General features: G+C 49.3%; 14 protein-coding genes. 7 read left to right on the top strand and 7 right to left on the bottom strand.

All coding sequences use genetic code 11. The features are described 5' to 3' along the window. Positions 1–415: 415 nt before the first annotated feature. Both gltB and JK216_RS08515 read left to right on the top strand, forming a co-directional pair. Positions 416–4,882 carry a glutamate synthase large subunit gene (gene gltB / locus JK216_RS08510; protein ID WP_212707607.1) on the top strand — a complete coding sequence of 1,489 codons (4,467 nt, stop codon included), beginning with the start codon at positions 416–418 and terminating at the stop codon, positions 4,880–4,882. 9 nt (positions 4,883–4,891) lie between these two features. Further along, entirely contained in the window at positions 4,892–6,310 is a 1,419-nt protein-coding gene (locus JK216_RS08515; RefSeq protein WP_212707606.1) for a glutamate synthase small subunit, read from the top strand. Positions 6,311–6,545: 235 nt separating this feature from the next. On the opposite strand, the gene sspB is transcribed toward JK216_RS08515, so the two are convergent. From sspB to zapE, 5 genes are all read right to left on the bottom strand, one after another. Continuing rightward, positions 6,546–7,046, bottom strand: a complete 501-nt coding sequence (gene sspB, locus JK216_RS08520) for a ClpXP protease specificity-enhancing factor (RefSeq protein WP_212707605.1) — start codon at positions 7,044–7,046, stop codon at positions 6,546–6,548. Positions 7,047–7,048: 2 nt separating this feature from the next. Further along, a complete protein-coding gene (gene sspA, locus JK216_RS08525; RefSeq protein WP_212707604.1) occupies positions 7,049–7,690 on the bottom strand; it encodes a stringent starvation protein SspA in 642 nt (213 codons plus the stop codon). A gap of 309 nt (positions 7,691–7,999) precedes the next feature. Continuing rightward, positions 8,000–8,392 carry a 30S ribosomal protein S9 gene (rpsI, locus tag JK216_RS08530; protein ID WP_038016832.1) on the bottom strand — a complete coding sequence of 131 codons (393 nt, stop codon included), beginning with the start codon at positions 8,390–8,392 and terminating at the stop codon, positions 8,000–8,002. 15 nt (positions 8,393–8,407) lie between these two features. Then, complete coding sequence (rplM, locus tag JK216_RS08535; RefSeq protein ID WP_038016830.1) at positions 8,408–8,836, bottom strand: 50S ribosomal protein L13; 429 nt, start codon at positions 8,834–8,836, stop codon at positions 8,408–8,410. Positions 8,837–9,081: 245 nt separating this feature from the next. Beyond that, a complete protein-coding gene (gene zapE / locus JK216_RS08540) occupies positions 9,082–10,215 on the bottom strand; it encodes a cell division protein ZapE (protein WP_212710569.1) in 1,134 nt (377 codons plus the stop codon). Positions 10,216–10,426: 211 nt separating this feature from the next. On the opposite strand from zapE, the gene zapG reads away from it, so the two are divergent. The 5 genes from zapG to JK216_RS08565 all read left to right on the top strand — a co-directional run bounded on the left by zapG (position 10,427) and on the right by JK216_RS08565 (position 14,979). Continuing rightward, positions 10,427–10,828 (top strand): Z-ring associated protein ZapG, encoded by a 402-nt coding sequence (gene zapG / locus JK216_RS08545; RefSeq protein ID WP_212707602.1) that lies wholly within the window; start codon positions 10,427–10,429, stop codon positions 10,826–10,828. Between the two features lie 84 nt (positions 10,829–10,912). Then, positions 10,913–12,289 carry a Do family serine endopeptidase gene (locus JK216_RS08550; RefSeq protein ID WP_212710564.1) on the top strand — a complete coding sequence of 459 codons (1,377 nt, stop codon included), beginning with the start codon at positions 10,913–10,915 and terminating at the stop codon, positions 12,287–12,289. 93 nt (positions 12,290–12,382) lie between these two features. After that, positions 12,383–13,462: an outer membrane-stress sensor serine endopeptidase DegS gene (gene degS, locus JK216_RS08555; RefSeq protein WP_212707600.1), complete on the top strand. Its 1,080-nt coding sequence runs from the start codon at positions 12,383–12,385 to the stop codon at positions 13,460–13,462. Between the two features lie 384 nt (positions 13,463–13,846). Next, on the top strand, positions 13,847–14,317 hold the full coding sequence (argR, locus tag JK216_RS08560) for a transcriptional regulator ArgR (protein WP_212710565.1): 471 nt from the start codon (positions 13,847–13,849) through the stop codon (positions 14,315–14,317). A 398-nt stretch (positions 14,318–14,715) separates the two neighbouring features. Continuing rightward, a complete protein-coding gene (locus JK216_RS08565) occupies positions 14,716–14,979 on the top strand; it encodes a YdgH/BhsA/McbA-like domain containing protein (protein WP_212707598.1) in 264 nt (87 codons plus the stop codon). A 362-nt stretch (positions 14,980–15,341) separates the two neighbouring features. Here JK216_RS08565 and aaeB read toward each other — a convergent pair whose 3' ends face one another. Both aaeB and aaeA read right to left on the bottom strand, forming a co-directional pair. Beyond that, positions 15,342–17,297, bottom strand: a complete 1,956-nt coding sequence (gene aaeB, locus JK216_RS08570; protein ID WP_212711522.1) for a p-hydroxybenzoic acid efflux pump subunit AaeB — start codon at positions 17,295–17,297, stop codon at positions 15,342–15,344. An 11-nt stretch (positions 17,298–17,308) separates the two neighbouring features. Continuing rightward, a complete protein-coding gene (aaeA, locus tag JK216_RS08575) occupies positions 17,309–18,241 on the bottom strand; it encodes a p-hydroxybenzoic acid efflux pump subunit AaeA (RefSeq protein WP_212707596.1) in 933 nt (310 codons plus the stop codon). Positions 18,242–18,243 lie beyond the last annotated feature (2 nt).

Raw genomic sequence — 18,243 nt, forward strand, 5'->3', positions numbered from 1 at the left:
GCATGGTGCAGGCTCAGGGGCAGCGCACTATAGTGAGACAGCTCACACTTCACTGGCTGGTAATATCAGAGCCCGCCGACAGCTCTCTGATATAAATCTATAATAATCATAACGATAGTTATTAATCAGTGACCGGTACTGAAAAAACGCCACTATTTGACCTGACTTAACTTTCCCGATAAGTTGGAAATCCACTGGAAGCTTTCTGTGCGGATCCACTGTCCGCCATATTTATGCAGTAGCAGAGGTTCCCTGTAGCAAGTTCCCGGCACTTGTCACATCGACGAAACCAGTCCTGGCTGTAAGGGCGAAAAACGAATGTCCGCGTAACCCGCACATTCACTATTACGCCTGCACTGAGCCTGTCTGAATGCCGGAATAATAAGGGTCTATAGAGCCCGGGGAGGTTCACTAAATGTTGTATGATAAATCCCTTGAAAAGGATAACTGTGGTTTTGGTCTTATCGCCCATATAGAAGGTGAACCCAGCCATAAAGTAGTACGTACTGCCATTCACGCCCTTGCCAGAATGCAGCATCGCGGTGCAATCCTGGCTGACGGTAAAACCGGCGATGGCTGCGGACTGTTATTACAAAAACCGGACCGTTTTTTCCGCGTCGTCGCAGAAGAAAAAGGCTGGCGTCTGGCGAAAAACTACGCCGTCGGAATGTTGTTTTTCAGCACCGATGAGGCTAAAGCCAGTGCCGCCCGTCAAATTGTCGAAGAAGAACTCGTTCGCGAAACGCTTTCTGTCGCGGGCTGGCGTGAAGTACCGACCAATCAGGACGTACTGGGTGAAATTGCCCTCTCCTCGTTACCTGATATCCGGCAGGTCTTTATTAACGCCCCTGCAGGCTGGCGTCCGCGGGATATGGAACGTCGCCTGTATATGGCCCGCCGTCGGATAGAAAAACGGGTTGAAGCACTGAATGACAGTGATTTCTATGTCTGTAGTTTCTCCAACCAGGTGAATATCTACAAAGGGTTGTGCATGCCTGCAGACCTGCCACGTTTCTATCTGGATTTGGCAGATTTACGTCTGGAATCAGCAATTTGCCTTTTCCATCAGCGTTTCTCAACCAACACAGTGCCCCGCTGGCCGCTGGCGCAGCCTTTCCGTTATATGGCACATAACGGCGAAATTAATACCATTGCCGGTAACCGTCAGTGGGCTCGGGCGCGTGCATATAAATTCAATACACCACTGATCCCGGATTTGCAGGCCGCTGCGCCGTTTGTCAATGAAACCGGTTCAGACTCCAGCTCAATGGATAATATGCTGGAACTGTTTCTGAGTGGCGGGATGGACCTGATTCGTGCCATGCGTTTACTGGTACCGCCAGCCTGGCAGAATAATCCGGATATGGATCCTGAGTTACGTGCCTTTTTCGATTTTAATTCCATGCATATGGAGCCCTGGGATGGCCCGGCAGGGATTGTCATGTCTGACGGTCGCTACGCAGCCTGTAACCTGGACCGCAATGGTTTACGCCCGGCACGCTATGTGATCACCAAAGATAAACTGATTACCTGCGCCTCTGAAGTCGGGATTTGGGATTACCAGCCGGATGAAGTGGTCGAAAAAGGTCGCGTCGGTCCCGGCGAATTAATGGTAATTGATACCCGTGAAGGGCGAATCCTGCATTCCGCTGAAACGGATAATGACCTGAAAAGCCGCCATCCTTATAAAGAATGGATGGAGAAAAACGTTAAACGCCTGGTACCGTTCGAAGAGCTTTCTGAACAACAGGTGGGCAGCCGTCAGCTGTCTGATGCCATGCTGGCGACTTATCACAAGCAATTCGGCTACAGCAGCGAAGAACTGGATACTGTACTGCGGGTACTGGGTGAAAATGGCCAGGAAGCCGTCGGATCTATGGGTGACGATACTCCGTTTGCCGTACTTTCAAGTCGTCCGCGGATCATTTATGACTATTTCCGCCAGCAATTTGCGCAAGTCACTAACCCGCCGATTGACCCGTTGCGGGAAAACCACGTGATGTCACTGGCGACTTGTATCGGTCAGGAGATGAATGTCTTTTGTGAAGCAGAAGGCCAGGCGCACCGGGTCAGCTTTAAATCACCGATCCTGCTCTATTCTGATTTTACCCAGCTGACCACGCTGGAAGGTAAATATTACCGTGCAGATACCCTTGACTGTACCTTTGAGCCTGAAACCGAAACTCTGGAACAGGCCATTCACCGGCTGAATGACCAGGCCGAAGAGCTGGTCCGCCAGGGGACGGTATTACTGGTGCTTTCTGACCGTCAGATCAGTGCCGGTCGTCTGCCGGTTCCGGCCCCGATGATTGTCGGTGCAGTCCAGACACGGCTGGTAGAAAAAAATCTGCGTTGTGATGCCAATATCATCGTCGAAACGGCGTCTGCCCGTGACCCCCACCATTTTGCCGTGTTGTTTGGTTTCGGAGCGACAGCGGTCTACCCGTGGCTGGCTTATGAATCTCTGGCACAGATGTCAGACCGCCGGGTGATCGCAAAAGATTACCGCGCGGTAATGCTGAATTATCGTAACGGGATAAATAAAGGGCTGTATAAGATTATGTCCAAAATGGGCATTTCGACTATCGCCTCTTATCGTTGCTCTAAACTTTTTGAAGCGGTCGGGTTACATCAGGATGTGACACGTCTGTGCTTCCAGAATGTTACCAGCCGTATTGCCGGTGCCAGTTTTGATGACTTCCAACAGGACCTGGTCAACCTGGCGAAACGGGCATGGCTGCAGCGTAAAACGCTGGATCATGGCGGTTTGCTGAAATATGTTCATGGCGGTGAGTACCATGCCTATAATCCTGATGTAGTGAATACGCTGCAGCAGGCAGTACAGAGTGGTGAATATAGCGATTATCAGCAGTATTCGGCTCTGGTAAATAACCGCCCGGTAGCAACCTTCCGTGACCTTCTGCAGCTGCAACCCGGAACAAGTACACTGAGCATTGACGATGTTGAACCGGCCAGCGAGCTGTACAAACGTTTTGATACTGCCGCAATGTCGATTGGCGCATTAAGTCCGGAAGCCCATGAATCCCTGGCAGAAGCCATGAACAGTATTGGCGGATTCTCTAACTCCGGAGAAGGTGGCGAAGATCCGGCACGCTACGGCACCGGTAAAGTCTCACGTATCAAGCAGGTAGCTTCCGGACGTTTCGGTGTCACCCCCGCTTATCTGGTGAATGCAGATGTTATTCAGATCAAGGTTGCTCAGGGGGCCAAACCGGGAGAAGGCGGACAGCTGCCGGGCGATAAGGTCACACCTTATATTGCCAGACTGCGTTACTCAGTGCCGGGTGTTACTCTGATTTCGCCGCCACCCCATCACGATATCTATTCAATCGAAGATTTAGCCCAGCTGATTTTCGATTTGAAGCAGGTCAACCCGCAGGCGATGATTTCCGTCAAACTGGTTTCAGAGCCTGGTGTCGGTACCATTGCGACAGGTGTCGCCAAAGCCTATGCCGACCTTATTACCGTTGCCGGTTACGATGGCGGTACCGGTGCCAGCCCGCTGACGTCGGTGAAGTATGCCGGCTGCCCGTGGGAGCTGGGATTAGTGGAAACCCAGCAGGCTCTGGTCGCGAATGGCTTACGTCATAAAATTCGTCTGCAGGTAGATGGCGGCCTTAAGACCGGGCTGGACATTATTAAAGCGGCGATTCTCGGCGCAGAAAGTTTCGGCTTCGGTACCGGCCCGATGGTTGCTCTGGGCTGTAAATATTTGCGTATTTGCCACCTGAATAACTGTGCGACGGGTGTGGCCACTCAGGATGATAAACTACGTAAAAACCACTATCACGGCCTGCCGTTCAAAGTGACCAATTACTTTGAATTTATTGCCCGTGAGACCCGTGAAATTATGGCTTCACTGGGAGTGACCCGGTTGACCGACCTGATTGGTCGCACTGAGCTGCTCAAAGAGCTGGACGGATTTACCGCGAAGCAACAGAAGCTCGACCTGTCATCACTGCTGAAAATCGCCGAGCCAATGCCCGGTAAAGCGGTGCACTGTACTGAGAGTAACCCGCCATTCGATAAGGGGTTGTTAAATAAGGCCTTACTGGAACAGGCATTACCGTTTATTGAACAGAGACAAAGTAAGACCTTTTACTTTGATATCCGCAATACGGACCGTTCAGTAGGTGCGATGTTATCCGGCGCTATCGCCCGTATTCACGGTGATCAAGGCCTGGCTGCTGATCCTGTCCGCGTGCACCTTGCCGGGACTGCCGGACAAAGTTTCGGGGTATGGAATGCCGGCGGACTGGAAATGATCCTGACAGGCGACGCTAACGATTACGTCGGTAAAGGTATGGCCGGCGGTCTGCTGGCAATCCGTCCGCCGATGGGATCGGCGTTCCGCAGTGCCGAGGCCACCATCGCAGGTAATACCTGCCTGTACGGAGCCACCGGCGGTAAATTATTTGCCGCCGGCCGCGCAGGTGAACGGTATGCGGTTCGTAACTCCGGGGCAATTACGGTGGTTGAAGGGATCGGTGATAACGGCTGCGAATATATGACCGGTGGTATTGTCTGTGTGCTGGGCCGTACCGGTGTCAACTTTGGGGCCGGGATGACCGGTGGATTCGCGTATGTTCTCGATGAAGACGGTGAATTTCGCAAGCGTGTGAATACAGAGTTGGTAGAAGTGCTGGATGTTGAGCAACTGCCAATCCATGAAGAACATCTGCGCGGACTGATCACTGAACATGTTCAGTGCACACAATCGGTCCGTGGTGAAGAAATGCTGGCCAACTGGCCGCAGTGGTCTTCAAAATTCACCCTGGTAAAACCTAAGTCCAGTGATGTAAAAGCATTGCTGGGTCACCGCAGTCGTTCCGCAGCAGAGCTGCGGGTTCAGGCGCAGTAAGAGGTCACGATGAGTCAGAACGTTTATCAATTTATCGACTTGCAGCGCGTTGATCCGCCAAAAAAACCGCTGAAGATCAGGAAAATTGAGTTTGTAGAAATTTACGAACCCTTTTCTGAGGGCCAGGTCAAAGCGCAGGCCGACCGCTGTCTGGCTTGTGGTAATCCCTATTGTGAATGGAAGTGTCCGGTTCACAACTATATTCCTGACTGGCTGAAACTGGCGAATGAAGGCCGGATCATGGAAGCTGCGGATTTGTCACACCAGACTAATAGCCTGCCTGAGGTCTGCGGGCGGGTATGCCCGCAGGACAGACTATGCGAAGGATCCTGTACGCTGAATAATGAGTTTGGGGCTGTCACCATCGGTAACATTGAGCGTTATATCAATGATAAAGCGATGGAAATGGGCTGGAAGCCGGATATGTCACACGTCACCCCGACAGGTAAACGTGTGGCTATCATCGGTGCCGGTCCGGCCGGACTGGCCTGTGCTGATGTCCTGACCCGTAACGGTGTTAAAGCCGTGGTATACGATCGTCACCCGGAAATTGGCGGATTGCTGACGTTTGGTATCCCTTCTTTTAAATTAGAAAAAGAAGTGATGATAAAACGGCGCGAATTGTTCACTGAGATGGGTATTGAATTCCGGCTGAATACAGAAATCGGCCGTGATGTTCACCTGAATACCCTGATGGTCGAGTATGATTCAGTATTCCTCGGCGTGGGAACCTATCAGTCAATGCGTGGCGGGCTTGAAAATGAATCTGCCCCCGGAGTATATGATGCGCTGCCATTTCTGATTGCCAATACCCGTCATACCATGGGCTTCGCTGCTCTCGATGACCAGCCCTATATTTCCATGCAGGGCAAACGCGTGGTGGTTCTGGGGGGCGGTGATACAGCGATGGACTGTGTACGCACGTCGATTCGTCAGGGCGCCAGTCACGTCATCTGTGCCTATCGTCGTGATGAAGAAAATATGCCGGGCTCCAAACGGGAAGTTAAAAATGCCCGTGAAGAGGGCGCAGAGTTTCAGTTTAACCTGCAGCCTCTGGGGGTGGAGATTAATGGCAATGGCCGTGTCTGTGGCGTGAAAATGGCCCGCACCGAGATGGGACCACCGGATGCTGCCGGACGCCGCCGGGCTGAGATTGTCGCAGGTTCGGAACATATCATCCCGGCAGATGCGGTAGTTATGGCGTTCGGTTTCCGTCCGCACAAAATGGAATGGCTGAGTGATTTCAGTGTAGAGCTTGATGCTCAGGGACGGATCATTGCTGCTGAAGGCAGTGATAACCCTTTCCAGACCAGTAACCCTAAAATCTTTGCCGGGGGCGATGCCGTCCGCGGGTCTGACCTGGTCGTCACCGCTATCGCAGAAGGTCGTAAAGCCGCTGAAGGTATTATGGACTTCCTCGAAGTGTAGTCATATACAGAGTATTCATGTGAAAAGGCACAATCATGTGCCTTTTTTTATTGCCTGTGACCCGTCCTGAATAGCCGTTTTTACTGTCAAATACTGCTGTACAGATGGCAGAGAGGAACCGTAGCCGTGCATCTCCCTCAGCAGCCCTGTCCTTATGCCCGGATAAAAAAACCGGCCATACTGGAATATGGCCGGCTTCAGAGAATATCTGTTGATATCAGCAGAATGTCGCGGGTTATTTCACGACCCGTAAAGCCGGACGGCCACCGCGCGGAGGCTGAGGAGGCTCATTATCGTCGTCGGTGTCTGCCTCAACAGCTTCAGCTTCATCCGGCCGATCACCGTCAATGACAGACATAACAGGATCAGCAGTAGCCATTTGTGAGGCGGCTCCTTCTTCTGACTCATAAGCCGGTTCAGGTTCAAACATCGTTCCGGCACCATTTTCCCGTGCGTAGATAGCCATAACAGCAATCATAGGTACCACTACCTGACGCGGCACCCCGCCGAAGCGGGCATTAAAATGGACTTCTTCGTTAGTCAGTTCCAGATTACCGACCGCACGTGGTGCAATATTCAGGACAATCTGCCCGTCCCTTGCATATTCCAGCGGAACCATCACTCCCGGCAGATTAATATCAACCACCAGATGCGGGGTCAGATCGTTATCCAGTAACCAGTCATAGAAAGCACGCAGCAGATAAGGACGACGTGCCGTCATTTCTGTCATTTCCATAATCAACCCCGGAAGTGCAGGCGCATTTCACGTTCAGCTTCGGTCAGGGAAGCCAGGAAAGAATCACGTTCAAATACGCGGGTCATATAACCTTTAAGTTCTTTCGAGCCTGCGCCACTCAGGTCAACACCCATGGACGGCAGACGCCACAGCAGCGGCGCAAGATAGCAATCAACCAGGCTGAATTCTTCACTCATAAAGAACGGCGTACGGGAGAATAATGGTGCAATGGCCAGCAGCTGTTCACGCAGCTGTTTACGGGCATCATCTGCTTCCTGAGCCGTACCGTTTTCGATCCGGAACATCAGGCTATACCAGTCCTGTTCGATACGGTGCATCATTAAACGGCTTTCACCACGGGCCACCGGGTAAACCGGCATTAATGGCGGGTGGGGAAAACGTTCATCCAGATATTCCATGATAATATGGGACTGGTACAGAGTAAGCTCACGGTCAACAAGAGTCGGTACCGTACAATACGGATTCAGATCAATCAGATCCTGTGGAAGGTTATCCATATCGACCTGTTCAATCTCCACACTAACGCCTTTTTCAGCCAGTACAATACGTACCTGGTGACTGAAAATATCAGTGAGTCCGGAAAACAGTGTCATTACCGAACGTTTGTTGGCAGCGACAGCCATGAAAACCTCCACTTTGCTCAAAAAGATACTGCGAATAGTCAACCACAGCCGACTAGCCAGTAAACATGGCGCTTGCAACCTGTGCTGATGCGTTGTTTTCAACTGTTGCCTGAATTGAGCGCATCGCTTAACTGCTGACAAGCATAAATTAGTTCGCTAGTTTATCAGATCTTCGCCTGTTTGTGGCGGGTGATTAAAGATTTGCCAATAAAATGCCTGAAACAACAGAAAAACAGAGGATAAAAACACAAAAAACCCGCCGAAGCGGGTTTTTGATGCCAATTGCGATGCTGCATAAGCAGCAAACAATTAACGTTTGGAGAACTGTGGACGACGACGTGCTTTACGCAGACCGACTTTCTTACGTTCAACTTTACGTGCATCACGGGTAACAAAGCCCGCTTTGCGCAGTTCTGAACGCAGAGATTCGTCATACTCCATCAGAGCGCGTGTGATACCGTGACGGATCGCACCAGCCTGACCAGAGATACCACCACCTTTAACAGTGATGTACAGATCAAATTTTCCAACCATATCGATCAGTTCCAGCGGCTGACGCACGACCATACGTGCAGTCTCACGACCGAAATACTGCTCTAAAGAGCGCTGATTGATAACGATGTTACCGCTTCCCGGCTTGATAAAGACGCGAGCGGAGGAGCTTTTGCGGCGACCTGTGCCGTAGTTTTGAGTTTCAGCCATTGCCTGTAATCCCGATTAAATGTCAAGAACTTGCGGTTGCTGTGCCGCATGGTTGTGCTCGTTACCTGCGTAAACTTTCAGTTTACGGTACATAGCACGACCCAGCGGGCCTTTTGGCAGCATGCCTTTAACCGCGATTTCAATCACACGCTCAGGACGGCGAGCAATCATCTCTTCGAAGGTCGCTTGCTTGATACCACCGATGTGGCCGGTGTGATGGTAATAAATTTTATCGCTACGCTTGTTGCCGGTAACAGCAACTTTATCAGCGTTCAGAACGATAATATAATCACCGGTATCAACATGCGGAGTGTATTCCGCTTTATGCTTACCACGCAGACGACGAGCCAGTTCAGTCGCTAAACGACCTAAAGTTTTGCCTGTCGCGTCAACAACATACCAGTCACGCTGGACGGTTTCTGGTTTAGCTGTAAAAGTTTTCATTGAAAAGCTTACCCAAATATAAGTTACACGTTGGTGAAATCCCAAACGCTTAAGTAAACGATTGAGGCTCACACGACCATTTTGCCAGCAAGCCTACCCCTTCGGATAGAGTTACCGGATCACAAAGGTTTTTGGGAAAAAAAACCATTTGCCGTAACGTGGGGTCGCAAGATTATAGAGAAGTCACCGCGAAAGGTCGACTCTTTTTGCGATAAAATTGCGCTCCCTCTTCCCGGCATTCGCATTCAGGGCAAATGAGGGCGGCGCAGAAACTCTTCACTTTGCATTTCCTGCAAACGTGAAAGGCAACGCTGGTATTCAAATTTCAGCTGGTTGCCGGCATAAATCTCTTCCAACGCTGCTTCTGCACTGACGATCAGTTTAACATGTCGTTCGTAAAACTCATCGACTAATGCCAAAAATCGTCTGGCCTGATCTTCCTGAGCATAATTCATCACCGGTACATTAAATAACAATACACTGTGATAATGGCGGGAAAGCTCAATGTAATCCATCTGACTGCGCCCCTCACCGCACAGGGTAATAAAGTCCAGCGCGACCACACCATGTGCCGATTTCAGAGTTTGCATCTGACGATGATTGACTTCCAGTACCGGTGATTCCGCCGTCTGATAGTCACACCCGGCCAGTGATCCAAACATTGAAACCATCTCTTCCGTGGTCTGTGTGTTCAGAGGGGTTTTCCATAAATGTGCAGAAGTCAGGGTACGTAAACGGTAATCGATCCCCGCATCGACATTCATAATTTCACAATGGCGATTGATCTGCTCAATTGCCGGTAAAAAACGCGCCCGTTGCAGACCATTACGGTAAAGCTGGTCCGGGGGGATATTTGAAGTTGCTACCAGGGTAATCCCCCGTTCAAACAGCGCTTCCATCAGGGTACCAAGCAGCATCGCGTCAGTAATGTCCGAAACAAAAAACTCATCAAAGCACAGTATATCGGCCTGTGTTTTAAAACGGTCAGCAATAATCAGTAAAGGGTCACTTTGCCCCTGTAATTCGGTCAGTTGCTGATGTACCCGCTGCATAAAACGATGGAAGTGTAAACGAAGCTTACGTTCACCCGGAATAGACTGAAAAAACAGATCCATAATCCAGGTTTTCCCCCGTCCTACTCCGCCCCACATATACAATCCTGTGACCGGTGCAAGCAGATCTGCTTTTCCTTTACCCAGTAAACCGGATAACCGGCTAAAGACGCCTTTTTTAGGCTGAGTACTGGCAAGACTTTTTTCTGTAAGTAACTGATAAATTTCATCAAGTCGGGTTATTGCAGCCTTTTGTACGTCATCAGGCTGAAAACTACCACGGGTAAGCTCTTGCTGATACAGGGCCAGGGGTGATGTCATTTGTATTTTCTCAGCTGTCCGGAAAAGTCCGTTTGGTGTTATTTGACGAAAAAAAAACCGTTATACAGTACGCCAGGCTGACGCAGGATTCCACTTCCGGAAGATTAACGGGTATAGTGACGGGTATTGAAGTAGGTTATCTTCTTGTTGTTAACTGACTGGCATAAAGAAGAAAACCGTTGTGCCCTGGACAACAACGGAAATGAGGGGAGTTATTATGACCTGGGAATACGGGCTAATCGGATTGGTTGCCGGCCTGATTATTGGTGCCGTCGGCATGCGCTTTGGTAACAGAAAATTACGTGAGCAACGTAACGTACAATATGAGCTGGAAAAATCTAAATCTGAGCTGGAAGACTATCGCAAGGAACTGACCGGACATTTTGCCCGCAGTGCGGAATTACTGGACAATATGGCCCATGATTATCGCCAGCTTTATCAGCATATGGCGAAAGGTTCCAGTGATCTGCTGCCGGATTTGCCCGGAGATCAAAACCCGTTTGCATGGCAGGAAACCGAAGCTGAAGCGGATAACGATCAGGCTCCGGTACAAATCCCGCGGGATTACTCCGAAGGGGCTTCCGGATTACTCAGAAGCGGCCCGGTAAACCAGAAATAATCCTCCGGGCGCTTCAGGCGCCCGGTTTTTTTCTGCTGCTCTCAGCCTCTGGTCTTTGCTTTTAACCGTGAGAATACTTGCATAATGAAAAAACTATCACCGCTATTGCTCGCCATGACGCTAAGTGCCGGGCTAAATCTGTCCCTGACCCCTGCTGCACATGCCAGCCTGCCGGTTAAAGTTCAGGGACAGCAGCTTCCTTCACTGGCACCGATGCTGGCTCAGGTATTACCCTCAGTGGTCAGCGTAAAAGTAAGCGGTATCCAGACCCCTTCAGCTACAGCTCAGCTACCCGGCCCCCTGAAAAAATTCTATGGTCAGCAACCCCCGCAAAATCCGCAGGGCACGCCGTTTGAAGGACTGGGATCAGGGGTAATCATTAATGCCGGAAAAGGCTATATTCTGACCAACTACCATGTTATTAACGGTGCCAGCAAAATCACGGTGCAATTAAGCGACGGCAGTGAGTACAATGCAAAACTGACTGGCAGCGACAGCCAGTCAGATATTGCACTGATTCAGATAAGCAACCCGAAAAATCTGACCCAGATAAAAACCGGTAATTCAGACCAGTTACAGGTAGGCGATTTTGCGGTTGCTATCGGTAATCCGTATGGTTTAGGTCAGACGGCAACTTCCGGGATCATTTCAGCCCTTGGCCGTAGCGGGTTAAATATCGAAGGACTGGAGAATTTTATTCAGACTGATGCCGCCATTAACCGGGGTAACTCCGGCGGGGCACTGGTGAATCTACGCGGTGAGCTAATCGGTATCAATACGGCCATTCTGGCTTCGGGTGGCGGTAACATTGGTATTGGCTTTGCGATTCCCGGTAATATGGCCCTTAATATCGCCGACCAACTAATAAAATATGGTCAGGTAAAACGGGGACAGTTGGGCATTAAAGGTACTGAACTCACGGCTGATATGGCAAAAGCGTTCAGGGTTAATGTCAATCACGGAGCCTTTGTTGCGCAGGTTTTGCCAGGTTCGGCGGCCGAAAAAGCCGGTATAAAAGCCGGTGATATCATCACAACACTCAATGATAAGGCAATTTCCGGTTTTGGCGAACTCAGGGCCAAAGTAGCAACCAGTGCCCCCGGGGAACGGGTACGCCTCGGCCTGCTGCGCGACGGCAAGCCACTGAACCTGGTGGTAACTCTGGACCAGAGCACAGCGTCTCAGCCGGTGACAAAAGAATTATCACTCCCTGCCTTACAGGGTGCTGAGTTCGGCGACGGACAAACAGCGGCCAAAGAGAAAGGTATACAAGTACTGAGTGTAAGCCCGCAAAGTGCTGCGGCACAGACGGGGTTCCGGCCCGGTGATGTTATCGTCAGTATTAACCACCAGCGTGTGCAAAGCCTGGAAGCTCTGAAAAAAGTACTCGACACGAAGCCAGACGTGATTGCATTAAATGTGATCCGCGGTAAAGAGAGTATCTATCTGTTAATGCGTTAGAAAAACGCAAATGACGCGGGCACAAGCGAATACCTGTGCCCGCTGTTATCGTGTTATCCTTAACCATCCTTTCCCGGCAATTATACTATCGGTATGCTACTCAAATTATTACGTTCAGTGATTATCGGCCTTATTGTGGCAGTGGTAATACTGCTGGCTATGCCTGAATACCATGTCGGCAGCCGCCTGCTGGCGTTAGTTAATCATTCAGATACCAGTACCGAAGAACCTATCGTCAGTTTCAGTCAGGGTGTCCGGCGTGCAGCTCCGGCAGTGGTCAATGTCTATAACCGTAATACCCAGACCGACAACAGCCACGGGATCACCACGCTGGGTTCCGGGGTGATCATGAACAATAAAGGCTATATCCTGACGAATAAGCATGTGATTAATAATGCTGACCAGATTATTGTAGCATTGCAGGATGGCCGGTTTTATGAGGCGACGCTGGTGGGGTCCGATGCAATGACTGACCTTGCGGTACTGAAAATCTCTGCCACCAATTTACCGGTTATTCCGATTAATTCGCAGCGTATTCCACATATCGGCGATGTCGTGATGGCGATCGGCAATCCTTATAACCTGGGACAGACAGTCACCCAGGGCATTATCAGTGCCACAGGACGGGTAGGACTGAGCTCTTCCGGCCGGCAAAATTTCCTGCAAACAGATGCATCGATCAATCAGGGAAATTCTGGTGGCGCATTAATTAATTCCCGCGGAGAACTGATGGGGATAAATACACTGACCTTTGACAAAAGCAGTGACGGAGAAACGCCCGAAGGCATCGGCTTCGCTATACCCACAGCACTGGCAACCCAGATTATGGATAAACTCATCCGTTATGGCCGTGTAATACGTGGCTTTATCGGTATTACGGCGCGGGAGATCCCGGCGCTTAATGGTCACGGAAACTCAGTGGATAAGATACAAGGAATTATCGTAAGTAAAGTCGCCCCCGGCGGGCCTGCTGAGCTGGCGGGTATTCAGGCCAACGATCTGCTGCTGAGTGTTAATGGCAAACCGGCTATTTCTGCCCAGGAGACGATGGATCAGGTGGCTGAGATCCGTCCGGGGTCAGTGGTCCAGGTCCGGCTGCTGCGTAACGATAAACAACTGACTATCCCGGTAACTCTCCGTGAATTTCCGCAAGATACCCCGGCAGTGAACTAATTAGTATTCAATAGCAGCCAGTCACAACCCTGTGCTGGCTGCACTCTCTGTCCCAGCCTGGTAATCCGCGACCTGTTTCATCATTGTCTGACTTTTTATCCAGATTAACCCCCACTTATCCGGCCGGCACTGTCCATTATTTTCACTGTCAACGCCCTGCAGACAGCAGAGCGAATACGCTATCCTTCGGTCAGCTACAATATAAAAAACTGCGAAAAAATGCTTATTTAGTAATTTGGACTCTCAGGGTTTTATTTGTTAGAATCCGCGCCTTGTATTATCCCGCCCCTTGATACCAACACCACGCATTGCATAAAAATTCATCCAGGTGCATAATAATGTAATTGTCTCTGCGGGATCCTCTTTAAACAAACATGGTAGCCTATGCGAACCACCTCTAAACAAGAAGATTTAATCAGGGCTTTTAAAGCACTGCTAAAAGAAGAAAAGTTTAGTTCTCAGGGTGAGATTGTTGTTGCTCTGCAGGACGATGGCTTTACTAACATTAACCAGTCTAAAGTCTCAAGGATGCTGACCAAATTCGGCGCAGTACGTACCCGTAATGCAAAAATGGAGATGGTCTATTGTCTCCCCGCTGAACTTGGCGTACCGACCACCAGCAGTCCGCTCAAAAACCTGGTATTAGATATTGATTATAACGATGCACTGATTGTTATTCATACCAGTCCTGGTGCGGCACAATTGATTGCAAGATTACTTGATTCATTAGGAAAAGCGGAAGGGATCCTCGGTACCATTGCCGGCGATGACACTATTTTCGTAACCCCTTCCAGAAGCTTTACCGTGAAAAAACTCTACGACGCCATTCTGACGTTGTTTGAACAAGAGCTCTGAGTCTCTGTCCCCCGGCCTCAGCCGGATGTCGGGGGGAATAAAGGCTTTCTGCTTTCTGCTTTCTGCTTTCTGCTTTCTGCTTTCTGCTTTCTGCTTTCTGCTTTCTGCTTTCTGCTTTCTGCAGAGATAATCACTCAGGAAACTATGAAGCCAGCATTACACATCAACCAAACAGCACAAATTGATAAATTGTTATATGCCTATGTTTTAAATGTAAAAATAACATCATTGTTTAAAACATGGTCATCTTTTAGTTGAATTTGTTATAAAAAATATCAGGTAAACGGTTACATTTGAAAAAACATTATTAGCAATGTATTAATTTCTTACGTTACCAGACCTATAATGCGCTTCGTGATCTGAATCACAAAAATGAATAAATCAACGAGGAATAAATTGTGAGTATAAAAGCCGGTCTGGCTATGATGGGTGTACTTTCCGCACTGTCGTTTGGTGTATCTGCTGCACAATCAGTAACCAGCGAACAAGCACAAGCGATGCAGTCTATCGGTGTTATCTCTGTCAGTGGTCTGGACGCTTCTCCTTCTGAGATCAGTGAACAATTAAGTCATAAAGCAGATGCAATGGGAGCAACGGCCTACCGTATCACGGAAGCCTATATGAACGGTAATTATCACGAGACTGCAAGTATCTACAAATAATAAAAGCAGATATGTTAAATTTTCACCTGTGAAATAGCGTCAGTTATTATCTTACTGAGCAGGTTTATCAATACGTCAAAAGTAAGCAATGTTGTTTATAGAATAACGATATTCAGGAGGAATGGTATTTATTACCTTCGGTAAATATAAAAACACCTCAATATCGTAGCCGGACAGGGAACGTCGGCAAGAATAGTAATCATCAGTAAAGAATCATAATAAAGTTAATTCTTCGGGGCTGCTCCGGGAATTACATAAAGAACCATCGTAACGTCATATTAGCCCCCTTGTCAGGGGGGCCTTTTTCGGATGCTCAAATCTGCAATGATCTCCGCCAGTAAATCCCGGGGGCAAAGATAATATCAGATATTAATCAGCGTATTTTGATAGCGGGTCAGTATGTCCACCAGCCGGCGAACCGGTTCGGTGACAGATAATGGTGCTGCATATTGCTGTAACTTCTGCTGATAAATATCAAACTCCTGCAATAGCCGCTGGTAATAGTAACGTTTTTTTTCTTCACCGTGTGACGAAATTATCCGGTCTCCCGTATATCTCAGACGACGATGAAATTCTGATAACTCTTCCTGGCAAGGAATATTAGCCTGACGTAATCTCTGATGACTAATAATAAGAGTTAATGCCAGACGGTATTTATTAATATCCCCGGGAAATAAATTAAGCAGCAGGAATAATTGCTGATACAGTGAGGGAAGATGATTTTCCCTGCGTCTGTCAGGGTTAGTTGTTAATGCAGAAACCGCCGCATACATAAACCTGTTCAGTATTTTTCTGCCAGTACGGGCTTTGGATTTATCACGGATTAACAGTATCACCAGCATTGCCAGAAAACAGCCAATCACCTGTCCCAGTGCGTTATCAAGAAAGGTATTAATCCCGAAGCTCATCGGGTTACTCAATACAATGATATTCAGCGTTCCGATAAAAGCCCCGAGGGTGCCTAGCTGCCGGCGCTGGATAAAAATACCCGAGACAAATGCCAGTGCACCAATAATCAGACACAGTAAGAACAGGCTTTGCTGGGTACCCGGCATCAGAAAAACATAATACAGCGCCCCGAGTGGTACTGCGACAGACATCCCGTACAGAAAATCTTTCGCCAGCATCAGCGGGTTAGGTAAACGCATCGCTAATGAAGTGACCACTGCCAGCATCACCATACAGGCACTGCCTGCATTCCAGCCCGAATATAACCAGAATAATGACCCAAGGGCCGTCGCCACAAAGGTACGGATACCGTTAATCATCGCCGGATGCGTTTCGGCAGAGCGTACGTGAACTTCACCTTCCCGTTGCAGGATGGTTTCTTCGATTTTATTAATACGTGCGTTGGTCTGAATACCTTTCATTAATAACAAGTACTCAGACGCAGCCCCGATCCAGCTGCTGAGTGTGACCGGGATATCTGCATTAGTATTCAGTGTCAGCAGACGCCTGAGCTCTTTTAATTGTTTACGCAGATCGACAATATTGCTGACATCCTGCCCGATTAACTCCCGGAAGGAAGCCGGAATATAGTTTTCGCGGGTATTCTGAATAAGGAACGTTTCTGCCGCCTGGGTAATCATGGTCAGTGACAGAGTATGTAACATCTTCATTCGCCGGCTGGCATTTTGCCAGTGGCTGGATTCCATACGTAACTGGCTGCGCATACCGCTGAAAGCACTGGTCCTGCGAACCAAAGTACTCCATGCCTTATCAAGTTCTTCTTTACTGTTATGTCTGACCCCTGACTGCAGCAACTGATACTGAGATAACAGTAATGACTCCACTTCCTGGTCGATAACTTTTTTTATCGAACGGGGAGAAAAGATCATGTCCGCCAGGATGGCGCAGACAATACCAATAATGATTTCACAACACCGTTCTACGGCGAAACGCGGTACCAGCTGCAGTGTACCGCTGGCATTCACTGTCACCACAATAATCAGGGTCGTATAACCTGCCAGTCCCAGCGCATAAGAATTTTCGGCTCGAATAAGGGATGACTGCCAGACACAGAGTCCTGCCCAGGCACAGCAAAGCATCAGCATCACCACCGGTGCCTGTGCGGTAAAAATCATAATGGTCAGGGCGGCAATACAACCGATAAAAGTACCGATAATCCGCAATACCCCACGGTGTCTCAGGGCTCCTGAATAAGGATCACCCCCTGCCGCAAAGGCCTGTCCGCCGGCCACAATTCCGGCTGTCATTACCGCCCAGCGCGGGGTTTCTAAATTACAATAGAAGCCCAGCATCAGCGCTAACAGGATGGCGAAAGTCAGCTTAACCGGGAAACGCAGATACTGAACCATAGCCCCCCCAATCAACCAAATTCTCTTAATCTGTTCAGCATATCTGATACAAAAGAAGGTTTTTCATGGGGACGATCTTTATCACCGGTCACAACGACTGTCGCAGTGGTTCCTGCAGGAAAACGATTACCGGGTTGCTTATCCAGACGGATACGGACCGGTACACGCTGAGCCAGCCTGACCCATTCAAGGTTCGAATCAACCGTTGCCATCCCTTTTGAATCGACAGTACTGCTGCTATTGGTGACCCCGGCAGCAATACTGTCTACGGTACCCCGCAGTACACTATTACTTCCCAGCGGAGTAATCTCGGCGCGGTAGCCCGGTTTAACCCCATCCAGCTTGGTTTCCTCCATATATGCAAGGACATAGAAAGAGTCAGCTTTCACCAGTGCAACAGCAACCGAGCCACGGCTGATAAATTCACCACCGTATACCGTCAGGTTGGTCACCCAGCCATCAGAGGGCGCCCGGATATCAGTACGCGTCAGGTCTATCTGCGCCAAATCACGGGCAGCCGTTGCCTGAGCCAGCTGATGCTCACTGGTCTGCAGATCATTATTCGCCTGCTCTACGGCTTCTTTAGACAGCGCCAGAGTCCCTATTTTATTGCGTCGTGCGGCCTCACGGCGTTTTTCACTGACCACGGCCTGGTAGTAATCCACATTCGCCTGAGCTTCATCTAAGGCTTCCTGAAAGCGCGGACGGTCAACGATAAATAGCGTATCACCTTTTTTCACAAACTGGTTATCACGCACATTAACATCCGTAATCAGGCCGGTGACATCGGGTGAAATCGCCACCACGTCTGCCGCAAACTTAGCATCTCTGGTCCAGGGGGATTCGGTGTAATAAACCCATGCCCTGAAGACAATAATAATGGCAACAATCACCAGAATCAGGGTTATCCCATAGCGTGCGATTTTTCTTATAAGCGTTTTCACTG

This window comes from Tatumella sp. JGM94 (assembly GCF_018257595.1).
In the GTDB taxonomy this organism is placed as follows: domain Bacteria; phylum Pseudomonadota; class Gammaproteobacteria; order Enterobacterales; family Enterobacteriaceae; genus Tatumella; species Tatumella punctata.

Bases quoted from the DNA above. Each gene is read 5' to 3' on its own strand.
- degS (WP_212707600.1), top strand. From the start codon at position 12,383: ATGCTACTCAAATTATTACGTTCAGTGATTATCGGCCTTATTGTGGCA.
- sspA (WP_212707604.1), bottom strand. From the start codon at position 7,690: ATGGCTGTCGCTGCCAACAAACGTTCGGTAATGACACTGTTTTCCGGA.
- gltB (WP_212707607.1), top strand. From the start codon at position 416: ATGTTGTATGATAAATCCCTTGAAAAGGATAACTGTGGTTTTGGTCTT.
- zapG (WP_212707602.1), top strand. From the start codon at position 10,427: ATGACCTGGGAATACGGGCTAATCGGATTGGTTGCCGGCCTGATTATT.
- argR (WP_212710565.1), top strand. From the start codon at position 13,847: ATGCGAACCACCTCTAAACAAGAAGATTTAATCAGGGCTTTTAAAGCA.
- JK216_RS08550 (WP_212710564.1), top strand. From the start codon at position 10,913: ATGAAAAAACTATCACCGCTATTGCTCGCCATGACGCTAAGTGCCGGG.
- JK216_RS08515 (WP_212707606.1), top strand. From the start codon at position 4,892: ATGAGTCAGAACGTTTATCAATTTATCGACTTGCAGCGCGTTGATCCG.
- rplM (WP_038016830.1), bottom strand. From the start codon at position 8,836: ATGAAAACTTTTACAGCTAAACCAGAAACCGTCCAGCGTGACTGGTAT.
- rpsI (WP_038016832.1), bottom strand. From the start codon at position 8,392: ATGGCTGAAACTCAAAACTACGGCACAGGTCGCCGCAAAAGCTCCTCC.
- aaeB (WP_212711522.1), bottom strand. From the start codon at position 17,297: ATGGTTCAGTATCTGCGTTTCCCGGTTAAGCTGACTTTCGCCATCCTG.
- sspB (WP_212707605.1), bottom strand. From the start codon at position 7,046: ATGGAAATGACAGAAATGACGGCACGTCGTCCTTATCTGCTGCGTGCT.